We start from the raw sequence: 23,389 nt of genomic DNA on the forward strand, positions 1-23,389 counted from the left end.
TTAGAAAAAATTCCGCAGATTGGCTACTTGGCATGCCGATTCCTTTTGGATAATTCTGTTTTTTCAGTGAATTTTCAAATTGAACTATCCCTGGCGTCCTTTTTATGATTTACTCCAATATAAAGTTTGTTTTTCAGCTTGTTTCCTTATTGATTTTATTCAGCATGTCCAATGTCTTGGCCCAGGGGACAAAAGGGAAGGAGCCAAAAATAGGTTTGGTTCTCAGCGGCGGTGGTGCAAAGGGTATGGCACACGTGGGCGTATTGCGCTATATGGAAAAAGCGGGGATCCGCCCCGACTATATCGTAGGGACGAGTATGGGTTCGGTCATCGGTGGCATGTATGCACTTGGCTACAGCGCCGACGAATTGGAGGCCATCATCCGGAGCTCCGATTGGGAGCTGATCGTGTCCAATCGGGTCGGGTTCAATGATATTTCGTTTGAGGAAAAGGAATACTACAACCGCTACATCGTGGAGTTGCCGGTGGTAGGAACCAAGGTGGGATTTCCCTCTGGATTGATAGAGGGGCAAAAGCTTGCCGAGACGCTGCATTATTACACTTGGCCGGCCAACGAAATAAAGAACTTTGACAGCCTTCCGATCCCCTTCCGTTGCGTCGCGACGGACGTCAGAAACGGCGAAGGTATTGTCATCAAAAGCGGTTCTCTGCAGGATGCATTGAGGGCAAGTTTGGCGATTCCGACATTTTTCACGCCCTTTGATATGGACAGTACGCTAGCTGTTGATGGTGGAGTCGTCAATAATTTTCCAGTCGATGTGGTCAGGGAAATGGGTGCGGATATCGTCATCGGCGTGAATGTCAGTGACGAGGATTTTATTGACCCAAAGGAATTGGGGTCATTCGCGGCGATTTTGATGCAGATTGCCATGTCCAAGTCCTATAGCAAGTTGATAGATAACATCAAGAATACGGACATCTACATCAAACCGGATTTGAAGAATAATTCCACAGGGAGTTTTGGAAAATATGATGAAATACTGCGCCTTGGGGATGCGGCGGGTCAGCAGTACTACGAAAGATTCAAAGCCCTGGCCGATAGCTTGGGTATCAATCGACCTACACTTGGAATTGGCTTGGAGGTCGAACCTATACATGTTTCAAAAATCGAAGTAAGTGGGAACAAGCTTTTTTCTGATCTCCTGATCACCTCGAAGCTTGGCATTGAAGAGGGAGACATCGTTACTAGAAACCAAGTGCGGGATGGCATATCCCGTGTTTTTGGTATCAATGGATTTTACAAAGTCGATTACAGCCTGATAAAACAGGAGGACGATTCGCATATCCTGCAAATCAGGACACGCGAAAAACCCAAGAATCTCCTTTTTGCCTCTTTCCACTACGACAATGAGTTTTCTGTGGGCTTGGTGCTCAATCTGACCATGCGCGATCTTATCGGAAAATCGTCCCGAACCGTAGTCGTCGGGGATATCTCCGAAAATCCGAAACTGAGACTCGATTACTACAAGTACTTTGGGATGAAAAAGAAGTATGCGCTCTTTCTTCGCTATGAATACCTCAACCAGGAAATCCCGGTATTTGAAAATGGACGTAGTGTGGACCAGAATATCAACCGCGAACGCAGGATTCTTGCAAATATCATGTCCACCCAATCTTTGAAAGAGACTTTTGTGATTGGTTTGATGAACGAAAATGAGAAGTCCAGCTCTAGGTTCAATGTCCGCACGCCCGAAGATGTGAAAAATGCGGCTCGGAACTTTTGGGGTGTTCGCTTCATGTATTACCGCAACTCCCTCAACGACCGAAATTACGCGACAAGGGGCGCTGAGTCTATTGTGGAACCCATGTTTCAATTTGGGAACAAATTTAGCCTCAACTTGAACGAGGGAGTAGACACGCTGTTCCTCGACACCGAAATAGGCACTTTGCCTATTCCCGCTGAATTGATCCCGACCTTGGTCAACTCAATTACCCCCGGCCCGTACATGACGTTCTATTTCAAATATATCAAGTATTTCCCCCTGAGCCGGAAATTTCAGGTGGTCCCGACTCTGGCCACGGGTCTGACCGTGTCAGGTGAAAGCGAAAACAAGATATTCAGCAATTTCTCCGCGGGTGGACATCAGCGGATTCGATTCAATGATACCAGAGTATGGGGTTTGAATTATCGGGAATTCAATGCTGCGAATATTGGCAAAATCGGCGCTGAGCTGCAATATGTGGCTTTACCCACGGTTTACTTCCGAACGGGGTTCAATCTTGCCAGCTTCAGCGACCACGTCCCGTTGGAGCAATGGGGGACCGCATTTTTCGACCAATTGGGTGACAACGCCCTGTTTGGGTATGGGGCTGATATCACGCTCAAAACCTTGCTAGGCCCAATTACGGGTGGAATCAGTACCAATACTGTGGACAAGAATGTGCGCTTTTATCTTTCGGTCGGCTATTCCTTCAATTTTGCGGATCGCTGATCCGATTGAAAATCAGCCATTTTTGTATTGCATATTTTGACAATTTCCCAGACTTTTGTGGGGTTATGAAGGTCTTCGATTTTACCTCGCTCATTTAAGTTCCGAATTATCCATTCGCGGACCATTGTTTCACTTGCCTTTTTTTGAGGCTATACCTTCATTTCCATGACAATCAAATCATTCATAAAGCATTTCAAATTGGCCGTTAGCGGCTTTGAGGAGGATTTTACCCAAATCAGTATCAAAAAAGCGATTTTTTATCTTTCCATCCCCATGATCTTGGAGATGGCGATGGAGTCGCTTTTTGCAGTGGTGGATATTTTCTTTGTAGGAAAGCTGGGGGTAAACGCAGTTGCCACTGTCGGCTTGACTGAGTCTGTATTGACGATTATTTATTCCATTGCGATGGGGCTGAGTATGGCGGCAACAGCGATTGTGGCGCGACGAATTGGTGAGAAAAAGCCAAAGGAAGCATCAACTTCCGCATTTCAGGCCATTTTGGTTTGTTCGATTTTCGCGATTGCGATTGCGGTTTTGGGCGTCTGGCATGCCAAGACTTTGCTGAGTCTGATGGGAGGAGAGCCCGAGGTGATCCAATCTGGTTACCGGTATACCCAAATCGTTTTTGGCGGCAACGTCTTCGTGATGTTGCTGTTTTTGATCAATGGTATCTTTAGAGGCGCAGGTAATGCGGCCGTCGCCATGAAGGCGCTTTGGATCGCCAATGGCGTAAATATGGTCCTTGACCCTATTTTGATTTTCGGGCTTGGTCCGATCCCAGCAATGGGATTGGAGGGTGCTGCATGGGCGACCACAACCGGTAGGGGAGTTGGGGTAGTATTTCAATTCTTTGTCTTGTTCAATGGTGGCTCGGTCATCAAGTTCTATTGGGAATCGCTCAAGTTGGAACTAGCGACGGTTTGGTCAATCCTGAAAATTGCTTCAGGTGGAATGGGGCAATTCCTTATCGAGTCGGCGTCTTGGATCTTCCTGATGCGGATTATTTCTGATTCAGGTTCGGTTGCCTTGGCGGGATATACGATCGCTGTCCGTATCATTATCTTTGCATTGCTTCCTGCTTGGGGACTTTCCAATGCCGCTGCGACCTTGGTAGGGCAAAATCTCGGTGCTTTGCAACCCGGAAAAGCAGAACGTTCTGCTTGGTTTTCTGCCAAGTTGGCTGCGGGATTTCTGGGGCTTTGCTCCGTGGTATTTATTGGGGGTGCAGGATTCTTCATTTCCATTTTTAACCAACAAGCTGACGTCATCGACGTCGGTAGGATGGGCTTGACGATCATTTGCTTGGGCTATGTGTTTTTTGGATTTGGGATGGTCATGAGTCAATCGCTCAATGGTGCTGGCGATACCAAAACCCCCACGATCATCAATTTGGCGGTGCTTTGGGGATTTCAGATTCCCTTTGCGTATGTGTTGGCAAAGACGCTTGGACTGGGGGCAAATGGCGTCTTTACCGCGATAGCAGTCAGCCACTCGCTCCATGCGGTAGTCAGTACTGTTGTATTCAGAAAAGGCAATTGGAAGTTGGTCAATGTTTAGGCGGTCGATTGGTTTGGTAAACAGTGCCGAAATCCACTGACGGGAAAAACATGTTTTTTGAATTTGAAGCATTTATTCCTAGTTTTAAATAGATCAATTTTTCTCAAAAAGATGGCAGATAAAACCGCATACAACAATCTCAAAGGCCTGCTCGAAGGCATCGCGGCCGACGGAAGAATCAGTTCCAATGAATTCCAAGCGCTGAAATCTTGGTGCCAAACACATCAGCAGCTTGCTGAGGAAAAGAAAGTTTTTGGTCTTTTTCATAAGAAGATCCTGAAAATCGTCTCCGATGGAAAAGTGACGTCTGAAGAAATCGGCGAAATGAAGCAAATCCTGAATAAGTATGAGTATTACTTCAACTTGTCAGTGGACTTGAAGGCCGATCTTCATTTCTTACAAGGGATTTGCTATGGAATCATGGCCGACGGGGATATCAACAAGTACGAGCTACACATGCTGAAGCAATGGCTTGCGGACAATGCGCCAATCAGGACTACCAAGCCTTTTGACGAAATATACGGCATCATCGAATCTGTATTGGAAGATGGCATGATCGATGATGAAGAATACAAAAAACTCCAAACCTACTTCAAGGAATTTATCAAACTGGAATAAATACAGAAAGCCCCTCTGATCCGAACCGAGGGGCTTTTTTCATTTATTGAGAAAGTCTGCGCCTCGGGTTTCTTCAGATTTTTTGGTTTTGGTCCAAACTTGCTTTCCTTGTCAACCATTTTTTCCACGACATCTTTTGTCATTGATTTTTATGATCGGGAGAAATTCCTTTGATTTAAATTCTAACAGCATCGACACTCATGGAAAGTTTTTTGAAGGAAACCGCTTCCGTCATTTTAAGGGATTACAAGGACCTGCACAACTTGGTACTCGTCCTGCCCAATAGACGCGCGGGGTTGTTTTTCACACAGCATTTGGGCCAGTTAATCGATAAGCCCACTTGGATGCCACAGGTGAAAACGATCGAGGACTTATTTTTCCAATTGGCGGGACAGCGACCGGCGGATGACTTGACATTGATTTTTGAGCTTTACCGGGTTTACCAACAGATTCATCCGCAGCCCGAGGCATTTGACAGGTTTTATTTTTGGGGAGAAATGATCCTGAAGGATTTCAACGACTTGGACCAATTTATGGTCGATGCGGGAAAATTGTACCATCAGCTTTCCGAACTCAAAGAGCTGGAATCTGATCTGGGGTACCTGACGCCGGCCCAAATTGAGTTGATTAGGCAGTTTTGGCGTTCATTCGAACGACAGGACCGCAAGCATCAGGAGAAATTCCTCAAATTTTGGCAGTTGCTCGGGCCGCTTTACCAGTCTTTTCAAAGTGCCTTGGAACTGTCGGGTTTGACCTATTCGGGACGGATTTATCGGCAGGTGGCAGAAGGCTTGGAAAAGCTGGAGCGACCTGATAAGCATTTTGTCTTTATAGGTTTCAATGCTTTTACCCGAACTGAGGAAAAATTGGTGAAGCATTTCGTGTCCAGTTTTGGGGCCAGGATTTTTTGGGATGTGGACCAATATTATGTGGAGGATGAAAGGCAAGAAGCAGGCTTGTTTTTTAGGGATTATCGCAATGACAGGATTTTGGGACCGACCTTTCCCAAAGAACTGCCAAAATTTATCGGTGGGAGGAAGCATATGGTCAAAGTGTACGCGACACCCCTGAAAACCAGCCAGGCAAATGTCGTAGGAGCCATTTTGGAACAACTCGGACCTGAAGAAAATTGGGAGCAGACGGTTGTCATATTGCCGGATGAGGGTTTGCTTTTTCCCTTGCTTCATGCCTTGCCGCCGCAGGTTCAAAAGGTGAACGTGACGATGGGCTATCCGGTCAAAAACTCGCCGGTATATGCGTTTTTGGAGTCTGTATTGGAATTGCAGCGGTATATCAGGCTTGTTGAGGGCGAGGTGTTTTTCTATCATAATCCGTTAAGGAATCTCCTCGCAGCACCCTATCTGAAGGAACAAAACCAAGTGTTTGTCGAGGATCTTTTCCAACAGATGGTCGAGCAAAACCTCATTTATATCCCGCAGCGCGTCTTACACGAGGGAGGTTCATTTTTTAGGCTATTGTTCCAACAAGTCGCTTCAAAGGATTTGTTTTCCTACCTCTCGCAAGTCATTCAATCGCTCGCAGAAGGAATGAAAGGCGATTCCCTACAGAGATCCTATTTGTACCAAAGCTACCGGCAACTCAATAGACTGAAGGAGATTTTTGAAGGGCAAGGTGCCTTGGATTTGGACAGGGAATTGTTTATCCGGCTTTTTCGACAGGTTTTTCAAGAGGTCAAGTTGCCGTTTGAAGGGGAACCATTGGAAGGCTTGCAAGTCATGGGCGTGCTCGAGTCACGAAATTTGGACTTCAAGCGCTTGATCATCTGCAATATGAACGAGGGGAGTTTCCCCCCATCAGGCGGCATCAATTCCATGATCCCATTTAATCTGCGTAGAGCGTTTGGCTTGCCCGTGCAGGAGCAAAATGACGCCATCTATGCCTATACCATTTATCGGCTTCTCCACCGCGCAGAGGAGGTCCATATGCTATACTGCACCAATGCTGAACAGGGAAAAGCTGGCGAAAAGAGTCGCTATATCCTCCAAATGGAAACGGAAATGCAGGCTGATATCCAGGAGCAGACCGTTTTTATTCCGGTTGGGGTAAAGAAAGCTGATGCCATTTTGATCGATAAATCGCCAGGCATCATGACTAGTTTAGAGGAGTTTCTGGTGGGGTCAGACTTTAAATCGATGCGGGCGTTTTCGCCTTCTGTCTTGAATGCTTACTTGGATTGCAGGCTGAAATTTTACTTTCAGGAAATCGCGAAAATCCAGGAAAAGGAGGAAATCAGCGAGGAAGTGGATGCTTCCGTGTTTGGAAACATAGCCCATTACAGTATGGAGTTTTTGTATGGGGGATTCATCGAGCGGAAGAAAAGGGATACCTTGGAGCCCGGTGATTTTGAAGACTTGAAGAAATACTGGGTCTTCCCGGCGGTTGAAAAGGGCATTCGGAAGTTCTACCGATTGGACGAGCATGCTGACACCAAACTAAGTGGACAACTCGCTATCGTCAGGGATGTAATGCAGAAGTACCTTGAGCGTATATTGGATTTGGACGAGGTAGATGCGCCATTTACTTTGTTGACGATGGAGAAAAAATACCAAGCTTCGGTGGCCTTGGAGGATGGGAGGCATATTGCTCTCAAAGGCTTTATTGACCGGGTGGACAGGAAAGGGGAGGTAATTCGCCTGATTGATTACAAATCCGGAAGGGATGAGAAATCCTTTTCGGGTATCGAGAGTCTTTTTGACCGGGGGGAGGAAAAGCGCAACAAAGCGGCATTCCAAACGCTGTTTTATGGGCTCCTGTACCAAACCACCCATCCGGAAAACACCTTTCCACTCAAACCCGCGCTCTTCAATTTTCGGCAGATTTTTGAGGAGAACTTCAATCCGTACCTGCAGCTAAAGATTGGTCGCGCTCAATATGAGGAGGTACAAGATTACAGCGGTTTTTCGCAAGCATATGAGATAGGGCTAAGGGAAACACTCGAGGAATTGTTTGATCCGTCCGTTCCATTTTCCCAAACCGAAATCGTCAAAAAGTGTGAATACTGTCCTTATAAGGTGATTTGTGGGAGATAGGTATGAATCCTTTGATTGAGCTGGTTTTTGGTTCACTTCCAAATTCGACTCAAGTAATGAATTTCCTGATCCGCTTTGAATCCCTCAAGCGCCAGTTGGGTGTAGGGTTCCTTGGGAAATACCAATTCCGTCATCACCCGCTCTCCTCCATTGATAAACACTTCGATCGAAGATTGATCGATAAAGACTCGCAAGGATTGGATTTGGATTCCTTCCAGTGGCAAATGATGCACCTTGCCAAATTCGGCATGGAAATCCGTCTTTCCAGAAGCTGAGCGGTCGAAGAAGAAGTTGTCGCCACTTTTCCCCAATTTGACCGATTCCCCGGCTTGGTTGCTGAAGGTAACTGTGAAATCGCCCGCTTCGGGAATAAGTTCAAGTTCGACCAAGGGCTCCTCAAATGTTATTTGTGACCCGGAAATTTTTGTCGTTTTGGTTCTCAGTGATTCCAATTCTTGGGCAGGCTGGGAGTGTAGTTGGAAGTTTCCCTCTTTCTCAGCCAAAACCAAGCTTCTTGGCAGCGTCATCGCCGATCGCCAAGGATGTGTCGGGACGATTTGGGCGTATTGCCAATTGCTCATCCAGCCGATAAACAGCCGTCGTCCATCGGATTCGGGGATATTGGACCAAGTGACGCCGGCGTAATTGTCTGCGCCGTGGTCAATCCAAAGCGTTTTGTCCGTGTTCGGATTGAAATTTTTCCCATCAAAATCCCCCACAAAATACTGTGTTGCGGACCCACCTTGCGGCCCGCCGGGATTGATCGAAACCAACAAAACCCATTTGTCTTTTCCAGCATCACTGCGGATTGGGAAAAGGTCAGGGCATTCCCAAACGCCGCCGTAGGCTGCCCAAGGGGGATTGAATTCACTTTCGAGCGACCAATCCAGCAGGTTTGGCGAGGAATAGAATTGGATACGGTCCTGTGCAGCCAAAGCCATGATCCATTTCCCAGGACCACTGCCGGGCTGGTACCAAGTGACTTTTGGATCGCGGAAATCCCTGATGCCGGGGTTTTTCAAGACGGGATTGCCTGCATACTTCGTCCATGTCCTTCCCCGGTCGAGGCTGTAAGCAAGGCCTTGGGTCTGGAAGTCGATAGTACCGTTTTTCTCCCCAATCGGATCGTGGTAGGTGTACAAGGCAATCATCGCCGGATTCTCCTTGCTGCCGAGCCCGCTCGTATTTTCCAAATCCATCACAGCCGAACCCGAGAAGATATATCCTAGGGAATCCGGCGCCAAGGCCACCGGCAAGTTTTCCCAATGGACCATGTCCTTGGAAACAGCGTGTCCCCAATGCATCGGTCCCCAAACAGTGCTGTCGGGGTAGTACTGGTAGAAGAGATGGTACTCTCCCTCCCAATACACCATGCCATTGGGGTCATTCATCCAATTGGCAGGTGGCGAGAAATGGAACTGTGGGCGAAATTGCTCGGAGTAAGCCGCTGACTTATTTGTTTGCTCGGTTGGCTTTTCGGAACATGAAAAAGAAAAAAGCGTGGCAATGCCCACCAACAGCCTACCCATAAAGTTACAACGTGCCATTTGAAATGATTTGAGTGTTATTCAGTTTGATTCCATTTTTTTTTCAACCACAAAAGAGGCAAAAGAAAACAAATGAATTTCGGCAACTGAGTTCTTTTGTTTCCTCTGGTTCATTTTTTTGGTTCTATTATTGTCTTTGATTTCAATCCTCTAAGCAGAAAATCTACGTCTTTTTCCTCCAACTGAATCACAACTTCTTCAGCCCCTTGGTCTCTTCCTTGCTGGCTTCGCGGATGCTGATGGCGTAGCCACCGCCCGGTGCGGAAGCCTGGGAAAGTTTGGATTTGGAAGTTACTACAACTTTGCGGATGGTATAGGCTTGGGGATTGTTGCGGAAATGTGCGTCTGCAGCATCCGCATAAATGGTCGCGACATAAGTCTTTCCAGCTTCCAAAAAGTCGAAACCTATAGTAGAAGTCCGCTTTTCATAGCCGTTGACATTGCCGACAAACCATTCCCCGGTTCCCTTGGCTTTCCGGGCAATGGTCAAATAATAGCCCGGTTCGGCTTCGAGGTATTTGCTGATTTCCCAATCGATGGCAACGTCCTTGATAAATTGGAAGGCATCGGGGAATCGCTCATAATGTTCGGGTAAATCGGCAGCCATTTGCAAGGGACTGTACATCGTCACATAAAGTGCTAGCTGATTGGCGATCGTGGAATTGACCCAAGAATTATTGTTTGGATTGATCTTGCTGATATCCATTTCAAAGATACCGGGTGTATAGTCCATCGGCCCACCGATTTGACGGGTAAAGGGAAGCACCGTCACGTGGTTTGCCTTGCTGCCACCAAAAGCCTGGTACTCGGTTCCACGAGCGGATTCGTTGGCGATGAGGTTTGGCCAGGTTCTCGCAATGCCGGTAGGTCTGACGGCTTCATGGGCGTTGACCATGATCTTGTACTCAGCGGCTTTTTCGATCGCATATTGATAGTGGTTGACAATCCACTGGCTGTAGTGGTTGTCGCCACGGGGCAAGATCGAACCCACATAGCCACTCTTCACCGCCGGATAGCCGTGCTCATTCATAAATTGATAAGCCCGATCCATGTGTCTTTCATAATTGCGAACGGAGGACGAGGTTTCGTGGTGCATGATCATTTGCACGCCTTTGCTTTTGGCGTAGTCGCGGATTCCCTCAAGGTCAAAGTCGGGATAGGGTGTGAGGAAGTCGAAGACAAAATCCTTGGAATTGCCAAACCAGTCTTCCCAGCCCACATTCCAGCCTTCTACCAAAACGCCGTCAAAACCATGCTTGGCGGCGAAATCAATATGTCGCTTTACGTTGGCGGTATTGGCGCCATGCCTGCCGTTGGGTTTGGCTTTGGAGAAGTCGGTCACGCCGATTTCCACCGCCGGAAATTCATCTGTGTATGCCCAAGAACTTTTTCCCGTGATCATTTCCCACCAAACGCCAACGTACTTCATCGGCTTTATCCAAGAGGTGTCTTCTATTTTGCTCGGATCGTTGAGGTTGTAAGTCATGCGGGAAGCAAGGATATCACGAGCGTCATCACTGACGATGATGGTGCGCCAAGGGGTTTTGGCGGGCGTTTGGAGATAGACTTTTTCACCGTTGGCGCCCGGTGTCAACCAGGATTGGAAGATGAAATTCTTGTCATCGAGATTAAGGTGCATTGTCGAATAGTTGATCAATGCGGCCTCGTGGAGATTGATATACAGTCCCTCATCGGTTTTCATTTGGAGGGAAGTTTGTACCCCGGTGTTGGAAAAAGGAAGCTGCGCCAGGTTCGCGGTGACCGCTTTTTCCATCAATCCGCGGATTTCCGAAAGCCGTGATTCCGTATAGTCGTATTCCTGCGTATCATAATCCCCCGCGATCCAAAAAGCCTTGTGGTCGCCTGTCATGGCAAATTGGGTCAGCTCTTCGCTAATGACGAAATGCGCCAATTTGGCCTGTGAGGGAAACTCATACCTGAATCCCAAGCCTTCGTCAAAAAGTCTGAACCTGAGCAAAAGTATGCGTCCTGTGGAGGCTTGGGTAAGCGTCACGGCCATTTCGTTGTAATGGTTGCGGATGGTTTTTTCTTCGCCCCAAACTGGTTCCCAAGTTTCGTCAAAAGTCGATTGTTCTGTTTTCGTGACCGAAAATCCATTGGAAAGGCTTGGCTGGTTTTTGATTTCAAAGCCCAAAAGACTGGGTTTGATAACGGTTTTTCCTTTGAAGGTCAGTTGGTAAGTGGGATGGCCTTCCTTCAGTTCGAAGCTTAGAATTAGGTTGCCATCAGGTGATTGTAGGTTTTGTGCCCAAATTGATATTGGGAAGAGAAAGAAAATGAAATGGAGTATTATGTACTTTTTCATGAAGCTTATTTGATTTTGTAGATATAAATGCTTTAAGCAAGAATTGAATGCTTCTTACGGGAAAGTTCGTCATTATCTTTTGCTAGCCGGTTGTAAATGAATTTGAATACTTCCATTACAATGACAACCGGAATGGCTAAAATAAGTACAGTAACCCAATCATTTAACGATATCGGAAAAATTCGCAACATATCCTGCATCGGGGGGATATACATACTGCTTATATGGAGGGCCTGAACTGCGATAATAAAAATTATTAGCCAATAGTTTTTGATTATCGAAATTTTAAAGGTCGATTTTCTTTCGGACCTACAATTAAAGACATGTACATTCTGGACCAAAACCATAAATAGTAAGACCAGATTTCTTGCATGTTCTTCCTCCATATTGAGCTGTTCGATCAGATAGTACCAATATCCGAACGCGATAATGCCAATCACAAAGCCTGAAAGTAGAATTTGTATGGTCATGATTTTATTAAAAATCCCCTCACTTGGTTTCCTGGGTTTTCTTTCCATGGTTTCAGGTTCACCTGCTTCAAATGCCAAAGCCTTATCCTGTATACCGTTTGTCACCAAGTTTAACCAAAGTAGCTGTACTGCCAATAATGGCAACGGGAGTCCTGAAATAATTGCGAGGAGAACCATGAACACTTCAGAAGCCCCTGTTGACACCAATAAATAAATTACCTTTCTCACATTATCGTAAGCAAACCGTCCTTCCTCAACACCCGCAACGATGGAGCTGAAGTTATCGTCCACGACGATCATTGCTCCAACATCTTTTGCAACATCAGTACCTGAACCCATCGCAACGCCTATGTTTGCCCGCTTCAGTGCCGGAGCATCATTGACTCCATCACCAGTCACTGCGACAAATTCCCCGCTTTTTATCAAAACATCGACAATTTCAAGCTTCTGCTGTGGGGATACTCTTCCAAAAACTGAAGTAGATAATACCAATTCTTTAAATTTTTCCTCATCAGGATTGCCTGCTTGGAGAAGCATTTTCCCGGTGATTACAGGCTTATCATCGTTTTGGATTCCAAGTTCTCTGGAAATGTTTGCAGCCGTTGCGGGATGGTCTCCGGTAATCATGATGACTTTAATTCCTGCTTTTTTACATTTTTCTACCGATGATTTGGCTTCGGGCCTTAATGGGTCAATGAAGCAAATCAAACCTACAAATTTAAGGGTCGGTATATCTTCCTCTCGGGCATGGGCTTTTTGTTGGAATGAATCAGCTTTGTTTTCCGCAAAGGCAAGTACTCTGTATCCGTTCGTTGAAAGTTCTTCCGCCTGTTTTAGGATGCTTTCTTTAGAAAATCCCCTTTCTTCCGGATCGATACAAAATTCCAACACTGTTTCTGCAGCCCCTTTCATCCCACAAAAAATACCTGACCCTCTTTGATAAAAAGCTGCTGCATATTTTTTCTCGGACTCATAGGGTATTTTCCCTAATAGGGGAAAGGTTTTCTTGATTTCAGTGGGGACCAATCCGGCTTTATAACCCAGCCCAAGAAGGGCAACGTCCATGGCATCTCCGTGATAGTTCCATTTGTCATTTTGGTTTTCCAGTCCTCCCTCATTTGCCAAAATGGAAATTTCTATGATTTGTCTTAATTCTGGTACTATGGCTAAATTCAGTACTTTTTCCCCATACCCGGCAGGGTAAATGTCTCCTTCTCCATTATATCCTTCCCCCGACACCTCAAATGATTTACCATTTGGAAGAAAGATTTTTTTCACAGTCTGCTGGTTGACGGTAAGTGTCCCGGTTTTATCGCTTGCTATCACGGTACAGCTTCCCAAGCTTTCCACAGAAGTAAGCTTTCTGACAATGACATTTCTATGGGCCATTCTTTTGCTAGCTACTGCAAGGGCCACAGTTAGGGAAACAGGTAAACCTTCCGGAATGGCAGAAACAGACAAGGCCACCACGAAAAAAAATATTGCTGACAAGTCCATGCCCTGAATGCGCAGCAAAACGGCAAGTATTACGGATAAGGCAACAATGATGTAGGCAATATTTTTGGTAAATTTTTCCATTCGGAGAATCAAGGGAGGTTTTGCTGATTCTCCGTGAGAGACATTCAGTGCAATTTTCCCCACCTCTGTATCGAGTCCCGTTCCAATGACAATTCCAACACCTCTTCCCGACATGACTGTGGCGCCCGCAAATGCCATGTTTTTCTTATCTGCCACCACAAGTTCTTTTTTCATTGAAGAGGTGATTTTGAAGACAGCTTGGGATTCCCCGGTCAGGAAACTCTCATCGATTTCAAGGTTATTGACATCTGTCAACCTTAAGTCCGCGGGAACTTTGCTTCCAGATTCAAGTAAAACCATATCGCCTGGCACTAATTCTTCGGAATCAACCCTTTGTAAAGATCCATCCCGAATAATTCTTGAATTTATCCTCAGAAGCTTTTGTAAGCTGGCTGCACTTTTTTCGGCATTGAATTCCTGATGCGCACCGATCGCGGTGTTTATTAAAATGACCAACAAAATAAAAATGGCATCTTTTGGTTCCCCGATTAAGATCGATGCAATCGCGGCAGCGATCAGGATAAAGATCAATGGATTGGCCAATTGCCCCAAAATTATCTTCCTCAAGTTGATATGGACTTTCTCAGGCAATTTATTTGGCCCAAATATGTCCAGCCTTTTCCGGGCCTCTGAGTGACTCAGTCCTTCTTTTGATGTCTGAAGTGTGACCAACACTTCATGGGATTCCAAAGTGTGCCACCTTTTTTCCCTAAGAGCTGCTTTGTCAATCATTTTATAACTGTTAATTAGAAATCCTTTTTACGTGGTTGACCCATATGCCTCATTTGCCATTTTCAACTCCTCCGTCTAATCCATAATCAAAACTCCTTTAAGGCAAATATCTTATTTCCAAATCTTTCAAAAATGGCCTTGTCCAGCATTTCGCGATGGTTTGGATGGGCTATTGCCGTCAATGATTCGGCCCTTTGCCTTAAGTTCTTCCCATACAAATAAGCGACTCCAAATTCGGTTACCACATAGTGAACATGTGCTCTTGTGGTCACTACCCCGGCCCCTTCTTTTAAGAAAGGCACTATCTTGCTGTCGCCCTCTTTGGTAATTGAGCGAAGTGCCAAAATTGGCTTCCCACCTTCAGACAGCGAAGCTCCGCGCATGAAATCCATTTGGCCGCCTACGCCGGAATATTGAAAACTACCCAAGGAATCAGCACAAACCTGACCTGTAAGGTCGATTTCAAGACAACTATTGATGGAGATCATTTTGGGATTTTTGCGGATAATGGCGGAGTCATTTACATATTCCGCCTCCTGAAACGTAAACAAGGGGTTGTCATGGATGATGTCGTACAGTTTTTTGGTGCCTGCAGCAAAAGAGGTTAAAATTTTCCCTTTATGCTTCTTTTTAAAAGTGTTTGTAATTGCGCCTGATTCCAAGAGTTCAATAATTCCATCGGAAAACATTTCTGTATGTACGCCCAGGTCTTTATGGTTTTTCAATTCAGCCAAGACAGCATCTGGAATGGCACCCACGCCGAGTTGCAAGGTGGACCTGTCTTCGATTATTTCAGAAACAAAACGGCCGATCCGTCTATCGCTGTCAGTTACTTTCTTAGCGTAATTGATTTCATGTAGAGGTTGGTCCACCTCAACAGCCGCATGGAATTTACTAAAATGGATGTGGCCGTCTCCATGGGTTCTGGGCATTCTAGGGTTTACCTGCGCAATGACGACTTTTGCGGACTCCACAGCTGCTTTGGCAATGTCCACCGAAACACCCAGGGAGCAAAATCCGTGTGCATCCGGTTCGGATACATGTACTATTGCCACGTCCAGAGGCATGATTTTTTTTCTAAAAAGCTGTCCTATTTCACTTAGGAATAGAGGGATATAATCCCCTCTTTCTGAATTGATAGTATTTCTGATATTGCTTGAAACAAAAAAAGTATTGAAGAAAAAACTTTCCCTGTACACTTCCTCCGCCAATGGCATGGGGCCAAATGTGGAAATACTGACAAGTTCGATATTCCTGAGCTCTTCTTTCCTTTTCGCCAATTCATGGATGAGGAAAGTAGGGGTTGCTGCACTTCCGTGTATGAAAACCCTTTGGTTACTTTTGACCAATTGAACCGCGCTTTTAGAATTGCTGAACTTGTATTCCATTTTTTCTTTCGAATTTAAAATATTTGAAAACTTCAGTGATCCAAAATACCAGGGAAGTAAGGCCCACCCAAAAGATAAATTCCCAGAATGTGATCGGAATGAATTTAAATAAAGTAGCCAAAGAGGGTATCTCAATAATAATGATCTGAAGCAGGATAGAAATCAAGAGTGTATAATTCACCCATTTATTGCTGAAAAGGCCAATTTTGAAAGTCGATCCCTCCAGACTCCTCATATTGAATACATTGAATAGCTGGCTAAATGCCATAGTTATAAATACAATGGTCCTTGCTTTCTCAAGGCTTTCAGGAAGATAATAAAGGTATGCTGTCAGAGAAATCCCTGTCATGAGGATGGTATTGATGATCAAAAAAGGGTAGATTGATTTATTCAGGATATTCTCCTTAGGATCAATAGGAGGAGACAACAGTTCATTTCCTTTTCCCTGTTCGGTAGCCAAAGCTTTGTCGCAAAAGCCGTCGGTCACCAGATTGATCCAAAGAATCTGACTAGCAGTCAGGGGCATGGGCAGTCCAAATGAAACCACCAATATCAAGATCAATATTTCGGCAAAATTGGTAGAAATCAAAAAGAATGATGTCCTTCTCGCATTGTTGAAGACAATTCTGCCTTGCTCGATAGCCTTGACGATGGTAGCAAAATTATCGTCAGCCAAGACCATCATTGAGGCATCTTTGGCCACATCAGTACCCAAAATCCCCATCGAAATTCCGATGTTGGCCTGCTTTAAGGCGGGCGCGTCATTTACACCGTCTCCCGTCATGGCAATCAGTTCACCCTGGTTTTGAAGGGATTTAGCGATCTTGAGTTTCATCACAGGGGAAAGCCTGCAGAATACATCGGATTCCTGCACTGCAAGGTCAAATTCCTGCTTTGACATTTTTGAAAGTTCGGAGTCGGTGTAGACCTTTTGTCGTCCTTCTTTTACAATACCAACAGATTTGCCAATCGCCAAAGCCGTGTCAGCATGGTCTCCTGTGGCCATGATCACCCTGATACCCGCCAAATGGCAGGATTTTACAGCTTCATATACACCCGGGCGTGGAGGGTCCATCATCCCTGCCAAGCCTATGAATTCCAGGTTTTGGTCTGACTGCGGACCGCTGTGTTCTTCCTTTATGGCAAGTGCCAACACCCTCAAGCTTTCCTTGGACCAAGAAGATATTTTTTCATTTATGGTGGCTAATTCATCGTCATCAAGTGCTTTGGTACTTCCGTCGCTACGCTTGACTGAGTCGCAGATTTCCAAGATGGATTCAGGTGCTCCGATATAAAACCGAATTTTTTTTTCTCCTTTTTCCACCAAAGTTGAGCGGTATCTGATATCGGAGTTAAAGGCCACATCCTCAAGGATTGTGTGGTCTTTGGATTTACCTGCTTTGTTTCCCAATACCAAAAATGCCGCCTCTGTCGGGTCACCTGTCACAACCAACATGCCTTTTTCATCTTCCCGAATTGCCGAATTGTGACAATGGGAGGCTATCTCAAGTAATAGATCGATGGCTTCTATGTCCTCTTTTGTCCCTGATAATTCTCCTTCACTTTCCCATCCCTCACCAAGTACTTCCACTTCCTCGGCATTGGGGACCCATACTTTTTTGATCGTCATGGTGTTTTGGGTAAGTGTTCCTGTCTTGTCTGTGATGATCGTGCTTACAGATCCGAGGCTTTCTGTTGCAGTGATTTCCCGGATGATCGCATTGTTTTTTGACATCCGGTATGACCCTACTGCCATGACGATAGAAAGGACCGCAGGTAGTCCTTCGGGAATGGCAGACACTAGTGCCGCTATGGAAATCAACAGAATCTCGTTGATCTCAAAATCATTAAAAAAGTAGGCGACCACAAACAGCACAACCGCACTTGCTATGGCAATGAGGGCCATCTGACGGGCGAGCTTATCAGTTTTGATTTGAAAATTGGTCTTTTTGGGGTTGATCTGCTGGAGGCTGGTGGCTATTTCACCAATTTGGGTTTTTAGACCTGTGCCTGTTACCACCGCTTTGATAGACCCTCCTGCCAGAAAAGTGCCTTTCCATACCATATTTGATTTTTCGGCCAAAGGTATTTCGACGGCAAGTGTATCCGTACTTTTGTTCATGGGTACTGATTCCCCTGTTAATGAAGCTTCTGAAGTCCTCGCATTTTTTGCAAAAATAACCCGGGCATCAGCTGGGATATTGTCACCTTCTTCCAAGGCAATAATATCTCCGGGTACCAATTCCCCGGAATTGACTGTCTGCAACACGCCGTTTCGGATCACTTTGCATTGAGGGACGAGTAGGTTCTTGAGTGCGATCAGCGCCCCTTCTGCCTTGTATTCCTGAACAAATCCAATAATGGCATTGATGATGGTGATCGCAAGGATGACATAAACATCTACGTAATGCTTTGTAAAAAATGAAATCAAAGCTGCGGAAAAAAGGATGTACACCATCAGGTTGTTGAACTGGCGTAAAAAAAGGAGCCACGCCGGTCGTTTGCCTGCCGCTGGCAATTCGTTTTTTCCAAAAACCCCCAACCTTTTGTTTACCTCGGCTACCGAAAGTCCCCTTTCGCTGGTCTGCAGACCTTCCAAGAGGGAATCGACGGACTCGTGATGGGGGAATTCGGGCAGTTTCATGGTCGGTTCATCGCGGATTTTACCATGACGAATTCAGCAATATTCTCCTGATCCAAAATCCCCAAAAACTGCCCATTCTCGACTACCAGCGCTACTTTTCGCTTCTCCGAGGCCATTTTTCTCCATACTTCGTTGAGGTCTTCGAAGGTTTCAACTTTCATCGGTTTCAGGTTAGCAAAGTTTTCGACCAAGGCGGATTCACCACCTTCTTTCAAGCCCAGGATGATTTCATCGCGGCTGAGCGTGCCGACGGCAACATCGTCTTTCACCACGACAAAATGGGTGGCTTGGGAATTCAACAGCTTTTCCACTGCTTTCGAAAGTGGCGCATCTATTCCAATGATTTGGAATTTCTGCATCAGTGCATCCTGGACTTTGAATCCCTTGAGGAAGCTTTCCTGTTGGGTATGGGATACCTCCGCGGCAGCACCCAAGAAAATAAAAATGCCTATCAGCATCAGTATTGGGTTGTTGAACAAGCCAAAAAGAATGAAAAACATCGCCAGGAACTGACCGATGCCACCGGCGATTTGGGTGGCTTTGGCACGCGGGAGTTTGATTGCCAAAAATGCCCGCAAGATCCTGCCTCCATCCATTGGAAATGCCGGAATCAGGTTGAAAATCGCCAAAATCAAATTGGCTGATGCCAAATTGGGAATGATGGTTTGCGGACTGATTTTGATCTCCTCGAGATTTTGGAGGTCAAATCCCGTGAATCCCAAAATCCCCGATAGGATCGCAAAAAGCACAATATTGACCAAGGGTCCCGCGATCGCGACCCAAAGTTCCTGCTTTGGATCTTCGGGGAGTTTTTCCAATCGAGCGACGCCGCCAATCGGATAAAGGACAATGTCCTTGGTTTGGATGCCGTAGCGCTGCGCTGCCAAGGCGTGCCCAAACTCATGCATTACCACGCAGGCAAAAAGGGCAAGAACGAAAACAACTACCCAAAGTATATCCATAGCGGGCATACCCTGTCGTGAGTTGGAAATAATGATCCATAGCAGCAGGAGAGAGAACGTCCAGTGGATAAAGACTTTTACATTCTTGAAGCTTCCGAGATATAGTGCAAATTTCATCCGTGTCGGGTTTTGATGTTCCTGTTTTATTCCTTCAAGATAGGATTTATCCCTGTCTGAAACCAAATTAAGGTACCATTAGGCAAATAAAGCATGACGGTTGTCACCATTGATGGAGATTATTTTCCGGAATTGTGATTTTCGCCAAAATCACTTCCATGTAGTTTGGAATCAAATTGTGTTGTTTATATTGTTTTGATAATTTAATTTTATGATAATATTTAAAATTAAAATTATGTATTGAAAGAGTGTAAAAAATCACTCTATTCAAAACAATATTCTGAATTGATATGAGTTTCATGATTGCCCGATGGAAATTTTTTATATATTCGCAGGCATGTACAAGCGTGATTGTTCTCGCCAATTCGTTGAACATAAGTACCTTCAGAATAATAAACCCAAGTTAAAATGTCCTTCTCATCAGAGATATACAAACCCCAAAACCACATCCGGATTGTAACCGCTGCCTCGCTTTTTGATGGGCATGATGCCGCTATCAATATCATGCGGAGGATTATTCAGGCGACAGGCTGTGAAGTCATCCACCTCGGCCACAACCGCTCCGTGCATGAGATTGTCGACTGTGCAATCCAGGAGGACGTACAGGCCATCGCCATTACCTCATACCAAGGCGGTCATATCGAATTTTTCAAGTACATGTATGATCTCCTAAAGGAACGAGGGATGGGCCATATCCGGATTTTTGGAGGTGGAGGAGGGACAATTCTTCCCGAGGAAATCGAGGAATTGCATGCCTACGGCATAGCGAGGATTTATTCCCCAGATGACGGCAGGGCGATGGGTTTGCAAGGAATGATCAATGACCTTGTCAAACAATGCGATTTCCCAATTGGACAAGATTTAAAACGGCAAAATCTAAATTCCGCCGATAAGGTGGGAATAGCGCGGACAATTTCCGCCGCAGAGAACTTTCCCGAGCAATCCAAGGCTTTGCTGGATGACATTCGTGTGAAAGCGTCAAAGAGCAAAACTCCCGTGTTGGGAATTACCGGCACCGGTGGCGCGGGGAAATCCTCATTGGTTGATGAGTTGGTGAGGCGTTTTTTGTTGGATTTTTCGGACAAAAACATTGCGATTATTTCCGTAGATCCGTCCAAAAGAAAAACGGGTGGAGCGCTACTTGGAGACCGCATTCGAATGAATGCCATCCACCATCCGCGGGTGTACATGCGTTCGCTTGCGACACGTCAATCCAATTTGGCACTTTCCAAGTATGTGCAGGATGCGGTGGATATCGTGAAGGCAGCAGATTTTGACCTGATCATTTTGGAGACCTCCGGTATCGGTCAATCAGACACCGAAATCATCGAGCATTCGGACATGTCATTGTATGTAATGACGCCGGAATATGGGGCCGCCACCCAGCTCGAAAAAATCGACATGCTTGATTTCGCCGACATCATTGCGCTCAATAAGTTTGATAAAAGAGGCGCTCAGGATGCACTTCGCGATGTCAAGAAACAATACAAGCGCAACCATAACCTTTGGGACATCGCCGACGAGGATATACCGGTTTTTGGGACAATCGCTTCCCAATTCAATGACCCGGGAATGAACAACCTTTACCGGGCGATTATCAAAAAACTTGCTGAAAAAACCGGTGCCGCGCTCCATTCATCCTTTGAGCTTACCAAGGAAATCTTGGAGAAAATCTACATCATCCCGCCTGCACGAACGCGGTATCTGTCGGAGATTTCCGAAACCAATCGGAACTACGACAAATGGGTGGAAGACCAAAAGGAAGTAGCCCAAAAGTTGTACAGCATCAGAAAGTCGATCGACGCGATCCGTTCCGCCAAAGTGGTAGACGAGGATAGGCTTGTCAAGGAACTAGAGGAGGTCTACGCCCAAGTGGAGCTTGGACTCGATCCAAAAAACAAGAAGTGGATCGAGAAGTGGCCCGAGAAAATCACCCGCTATGGGGAGGATTTTTACGTTTTCCATGTCCGGGACAAGGAAATCAAAGTCCAAACACATACCAAGTCACTGTCCCAAACCAAAATCCCAAAAGTCGCTTTGCCCAAATACGAAGCTTGGGGTGATTTGCTGAAGTGGGCATTGAAGGAAAATGTACCTGGAAAATTCCCGTTCACCGCCGGCGTGTTTCCATTCAAGCGCGAAGGAGAGGACCCAACGAGGATGTTTGCAGGTGAAGGCGGTCCTGAGCGCACCAACAAGCGCTTTCATTATGTGTCCAAGGGAATGCCGGCCAAGCGGCTTTCTACAGCATTTGATTCGGTGACTTTATATGGGGAAGACCCTGATTACAGACCCGATATCTATGGAAAAATCGGCAATTCAGGTGTAAACGTGTGCTGCCTCGACGATGCCAAAAAGCTGTATTCCGGATTCAATTTGGCCGATCCGATGACCTCCGTTTCCATGACGATCAATGGACCCGCTGCTACGATGACAGCCTTCTTCATGAACGCCGCAATTGATCAGCAGTGTGAAATCTACATCCGGGAAAATGGCTTGGAACAGGAGGTTGACGAGCGGATTGAAGCGATTTACATGGAAAAAGGAATCGAAAGACCTGTATACAACGCTCCGGTTCCCGAGGGTAATGATGGGTTGGGTTTGATGCTTTTAGGCGTGACAGGTGACCAAGTCCTGCCAATCGAAGTGTATGAAAAGATCAAGGCGGATACACTTTCCAAAGTCCGAGGAACTGTCCAGGCCGATATTTTGAAAGAAGATCAGGCCCAGAATACTTGTATTTTCTCGACCGAGTTTTCCCTTAGGCTGATGGGTGATGTGCAGCAATATTTCATCCACCATAAGATTCGGAACTTCTACTCGGTTTCGATTTCGGGTTACCATATCGCGGAAGCGGGTGCCAATCCAATCACGCAGTTGGCCTTGACACTCTCCAATGGCTTCACCTACGTGGAGTATTATGTCTCTCGAGGCATGGATATCAACAAATTCGCACCCAACCTTTCTTTCTTCTTTTCTAACGGAATTGACCCCGAATATGCGGTGATTGGAAGGGTGGCACGTAGGATTTGGGCGAAGGCGATGAAATTGAAATACGGAGCGAACGAGCGTTCACAAATGCTGAAATACCACATCCAGACTTCCGGACGTTCACTCCACGCCCAGGAGATCGACTTCAACGATATCCGGACCACCTTGCAGGCGCTGTATGCGATCTATGACAATTGCAACTCTCTGCATACCAACGCCTACGATGAAGCCATTACCACACCAACCGAGGCATCCGTACGCCGGGCAATGGCCATTCAGCTCATCATCAACAAAGAGCTTGGATTGGCCAAAAACGAGAACCCTTTGCAAGGTTCATTTATCATTGAAGAATTGACGGATTTGGTGGAAGAGGCGGTCTATCTCGAATTTGACCGGATTACGGAAAGGGGAGGAGTACTAGGCGCCATGGAAACTATGTACCAGCGCGGCAAAATCCAAGAGGAAAGTCTGCATTACGAAATGCTAAAGCATACCGGAGAATATCCAATTGTTGGTGTCAATACCTTCCTTTCGTCCGAAGGCTCACCGACGATAATCCCTGGTGAAGTGATCAGGGCGACCACTGAGGAAAAGGAGGCGCAAATCCAAACGCTTTCCCAATTACACCAAAAACATGCAGATCGTGCTAAAATGGAACTGGTCAAACTGCAGCAGGTAGCTGTGAGGAACGGGAATATCTTCGAAAGACTGATGGAGGCGGCGAAGTATTGTTCCTTGGGTCAAATTACCCATGCGCTTTATGAGGTTGGTGGCCAATATCGCAGGAATATGTAGGGCGATTCGGAGGTCTAAAGCTTTTATGGCTTGGAGATAGGAAGTTGTATTAGTCTGCCAGTAAGGCTGGAAAGTGTAATTTGTCACAATTCAATTCGCCCTACGGCCATATGTTTGGCGAGAAATCAGCGGCCTGGGATTCCGACTTCAAAAAATCAATA

11 protein-coding genes are annotated in these 23,389 nt (G+C 45.9%); 5 read left to right on the top strand and 6 right to left on the bottom strand.

All coding sequences use genetic code 11. The annotated features are described in order from the left end of the window. Positions 1 to 164 precede the first annotated feature (164 nt). The 4 genes from L0U89_RS10105 to L0U89_RS10120 all read left to right on the top strand — a co-directional run bounded on the left by L0U89_RS10105 (position 165) and on the right by L0U89_RS10120 (position 7,678). On the top strand, positions 165 to 2,453 hold the full coding sequence (locus L0U89_RS10105) for a patatin-like phospholipase family protein (RefSeq protein WP_234861412.1): 2,289 nt from the start codon (positions 165 to 167) through the stop codon (positions 2,451 to 2,453). Positions 2,454 to 2,618: 165 nt separating this feature from the next. After that, entirely contained in the window at positions 2,619 to 4,010 is a 1,392-nt protein-coding gene (locus L0U89_RS10110; protein ID WP_234861413.1) for an MATE family efflux transporter, read from the top strand. A gap of 111 nt (positions 4,011 to 4,121) precedes the next feature. Further along, on the top strand, positions 4,122 to 4,628 hold the full coding sequence (locus L0U89_RS10115; protein WP_234861414.1) for a tellurite resistance TerB family protein: 507 nt from the start codon (positions 4,122 to 4,124) through the stop codon (positions 4,626 to 4,628). A 200-nt stretch (positions 4,629 to 4,828) separates the two neighbouring features. Further along, complete coding sequence (locus L0U89_RS10120; RefSeq protein WP_234861415.1) at positions 4,829 to 7,678, top strand: PD-(D/E)XK nuclease family protein; 2,850 nt, start codon at positions 4,829 to 4,831, stop codon at positions 7,676 to 7,678. A gap of 32 nt (positions 7,679 to 7,710) precedes the next feature. Here L0U89_RS10120 and L0U89_RS10125 read toward each other — a convergent pair whose 3' ends face one another. The 6 genes from L0U89_RS10125 to L0U89_RS10150 form a co-directional block, all read right to left on the bottom strand. Continuing rightward, entirely contained in the window at positions 7,711 to 9,225 is a 1,515-nt protein-coding gene (locus L0U89_RS10125) for a glycoside hydrolase family 32 protein (protein WP_234861416.1), read from the bottom strand. A 187-nt stretch (positions 9,226 to 9,412) separates the two neighbouring features. After that, positions 9,413 to 11,551, bottom strand: coding sequence for a glycoside hydrolase family 97 protein (locus tag L0U89_RS10130; RefSeq protein ID WP_234861417.1), 2,139 nt, complete (start codon positions 11,549 to 11,551; stop codon positions 9,413 to 9,415). Positions 11,552 to 11,583: 32 nt separating this feature from the next. After that, positions 11,584 to 14,331, bottom strand: a complete 2,748-nt coding sequence (locus L0U89_RS10135; RefSeq protein WP_234861418.1) for a cation-translocating P-type ATPase — start codon at positions 14,329 to 14,331, stop codon at positions 11,584 to 11,586. 86 nt (positions 14,332 to 14,417) lie between these two features. After that, positions 14,418 to 15,719: an acetyl-CoA hydrolase/transferase family protein gene (locus L0U89_RS10140; protein WP_234861419.1), complete on the bottom strand. Its 1,302-nt coding sequence runs from the start codon at positions 15,717 to 15,719 to the stop codon at positions 14,418 to 14,420. Continuing rightward, positions 15,694 to 18,363 (bottom strand): cation-translocating P-type ATPase, encoded by a 2,670-nt coding sequence (locus L0U89_RS10145; protein ID WP_234861420.1) that lies wholly within the window; start codon positions 18,361 to 18,363, stop codon positions 15,694 to 15,696. Before L0U89_RS10145 ends, L0U89_RS10140 begins: the two co-directional genes overlap by 26 nt. Continuing rightward, on the bottom strand, positions 18,360 to 19,442 hold the full coding sequence (locus L0U89_RS10150; RefSeq protein WP_234861421.1) for a site-2 protease family protein: 1,083 nt from the start codon (positions 19,440 to 19,442) through the stop codon (positions 18,360 to 18,362). The genes L0U89_RS10145 and L0U89_RS10150 overlap by 4 nt, the downstream gene beginning before the upstream one ends. Before the next feature lie 408 nt (positions 19,443 to 19,850). On the opposite strand from L0U89_RS10150, the gene L0U89_RS10155 reads away from it, so the two are divergent. Continuing rightward, positions 19,851 to 23,228, top strand: coding sequence for a methylmalonyl-CoA mutase family protein (locus L0U89_RS10155; RefSeq protein WP_234861422.1), 3,378 nt, complete (start codon positions 19,851 to 19,853; stop codon positions 23,226 to 23,228). The last annotated feature ends 161 nt before the right edge of the window (positions 23,229 to 23,389 follow it).

It is taken from the genome of Mariniradius sediminis, assembly GCF_021491425.1.
Lineage (GTDB): Bacteria > Bacteroidota > Bacteroidia > Cytophagales > Cyclobacteriaceae > Mariniradius > Mariniradius saccharolyticus.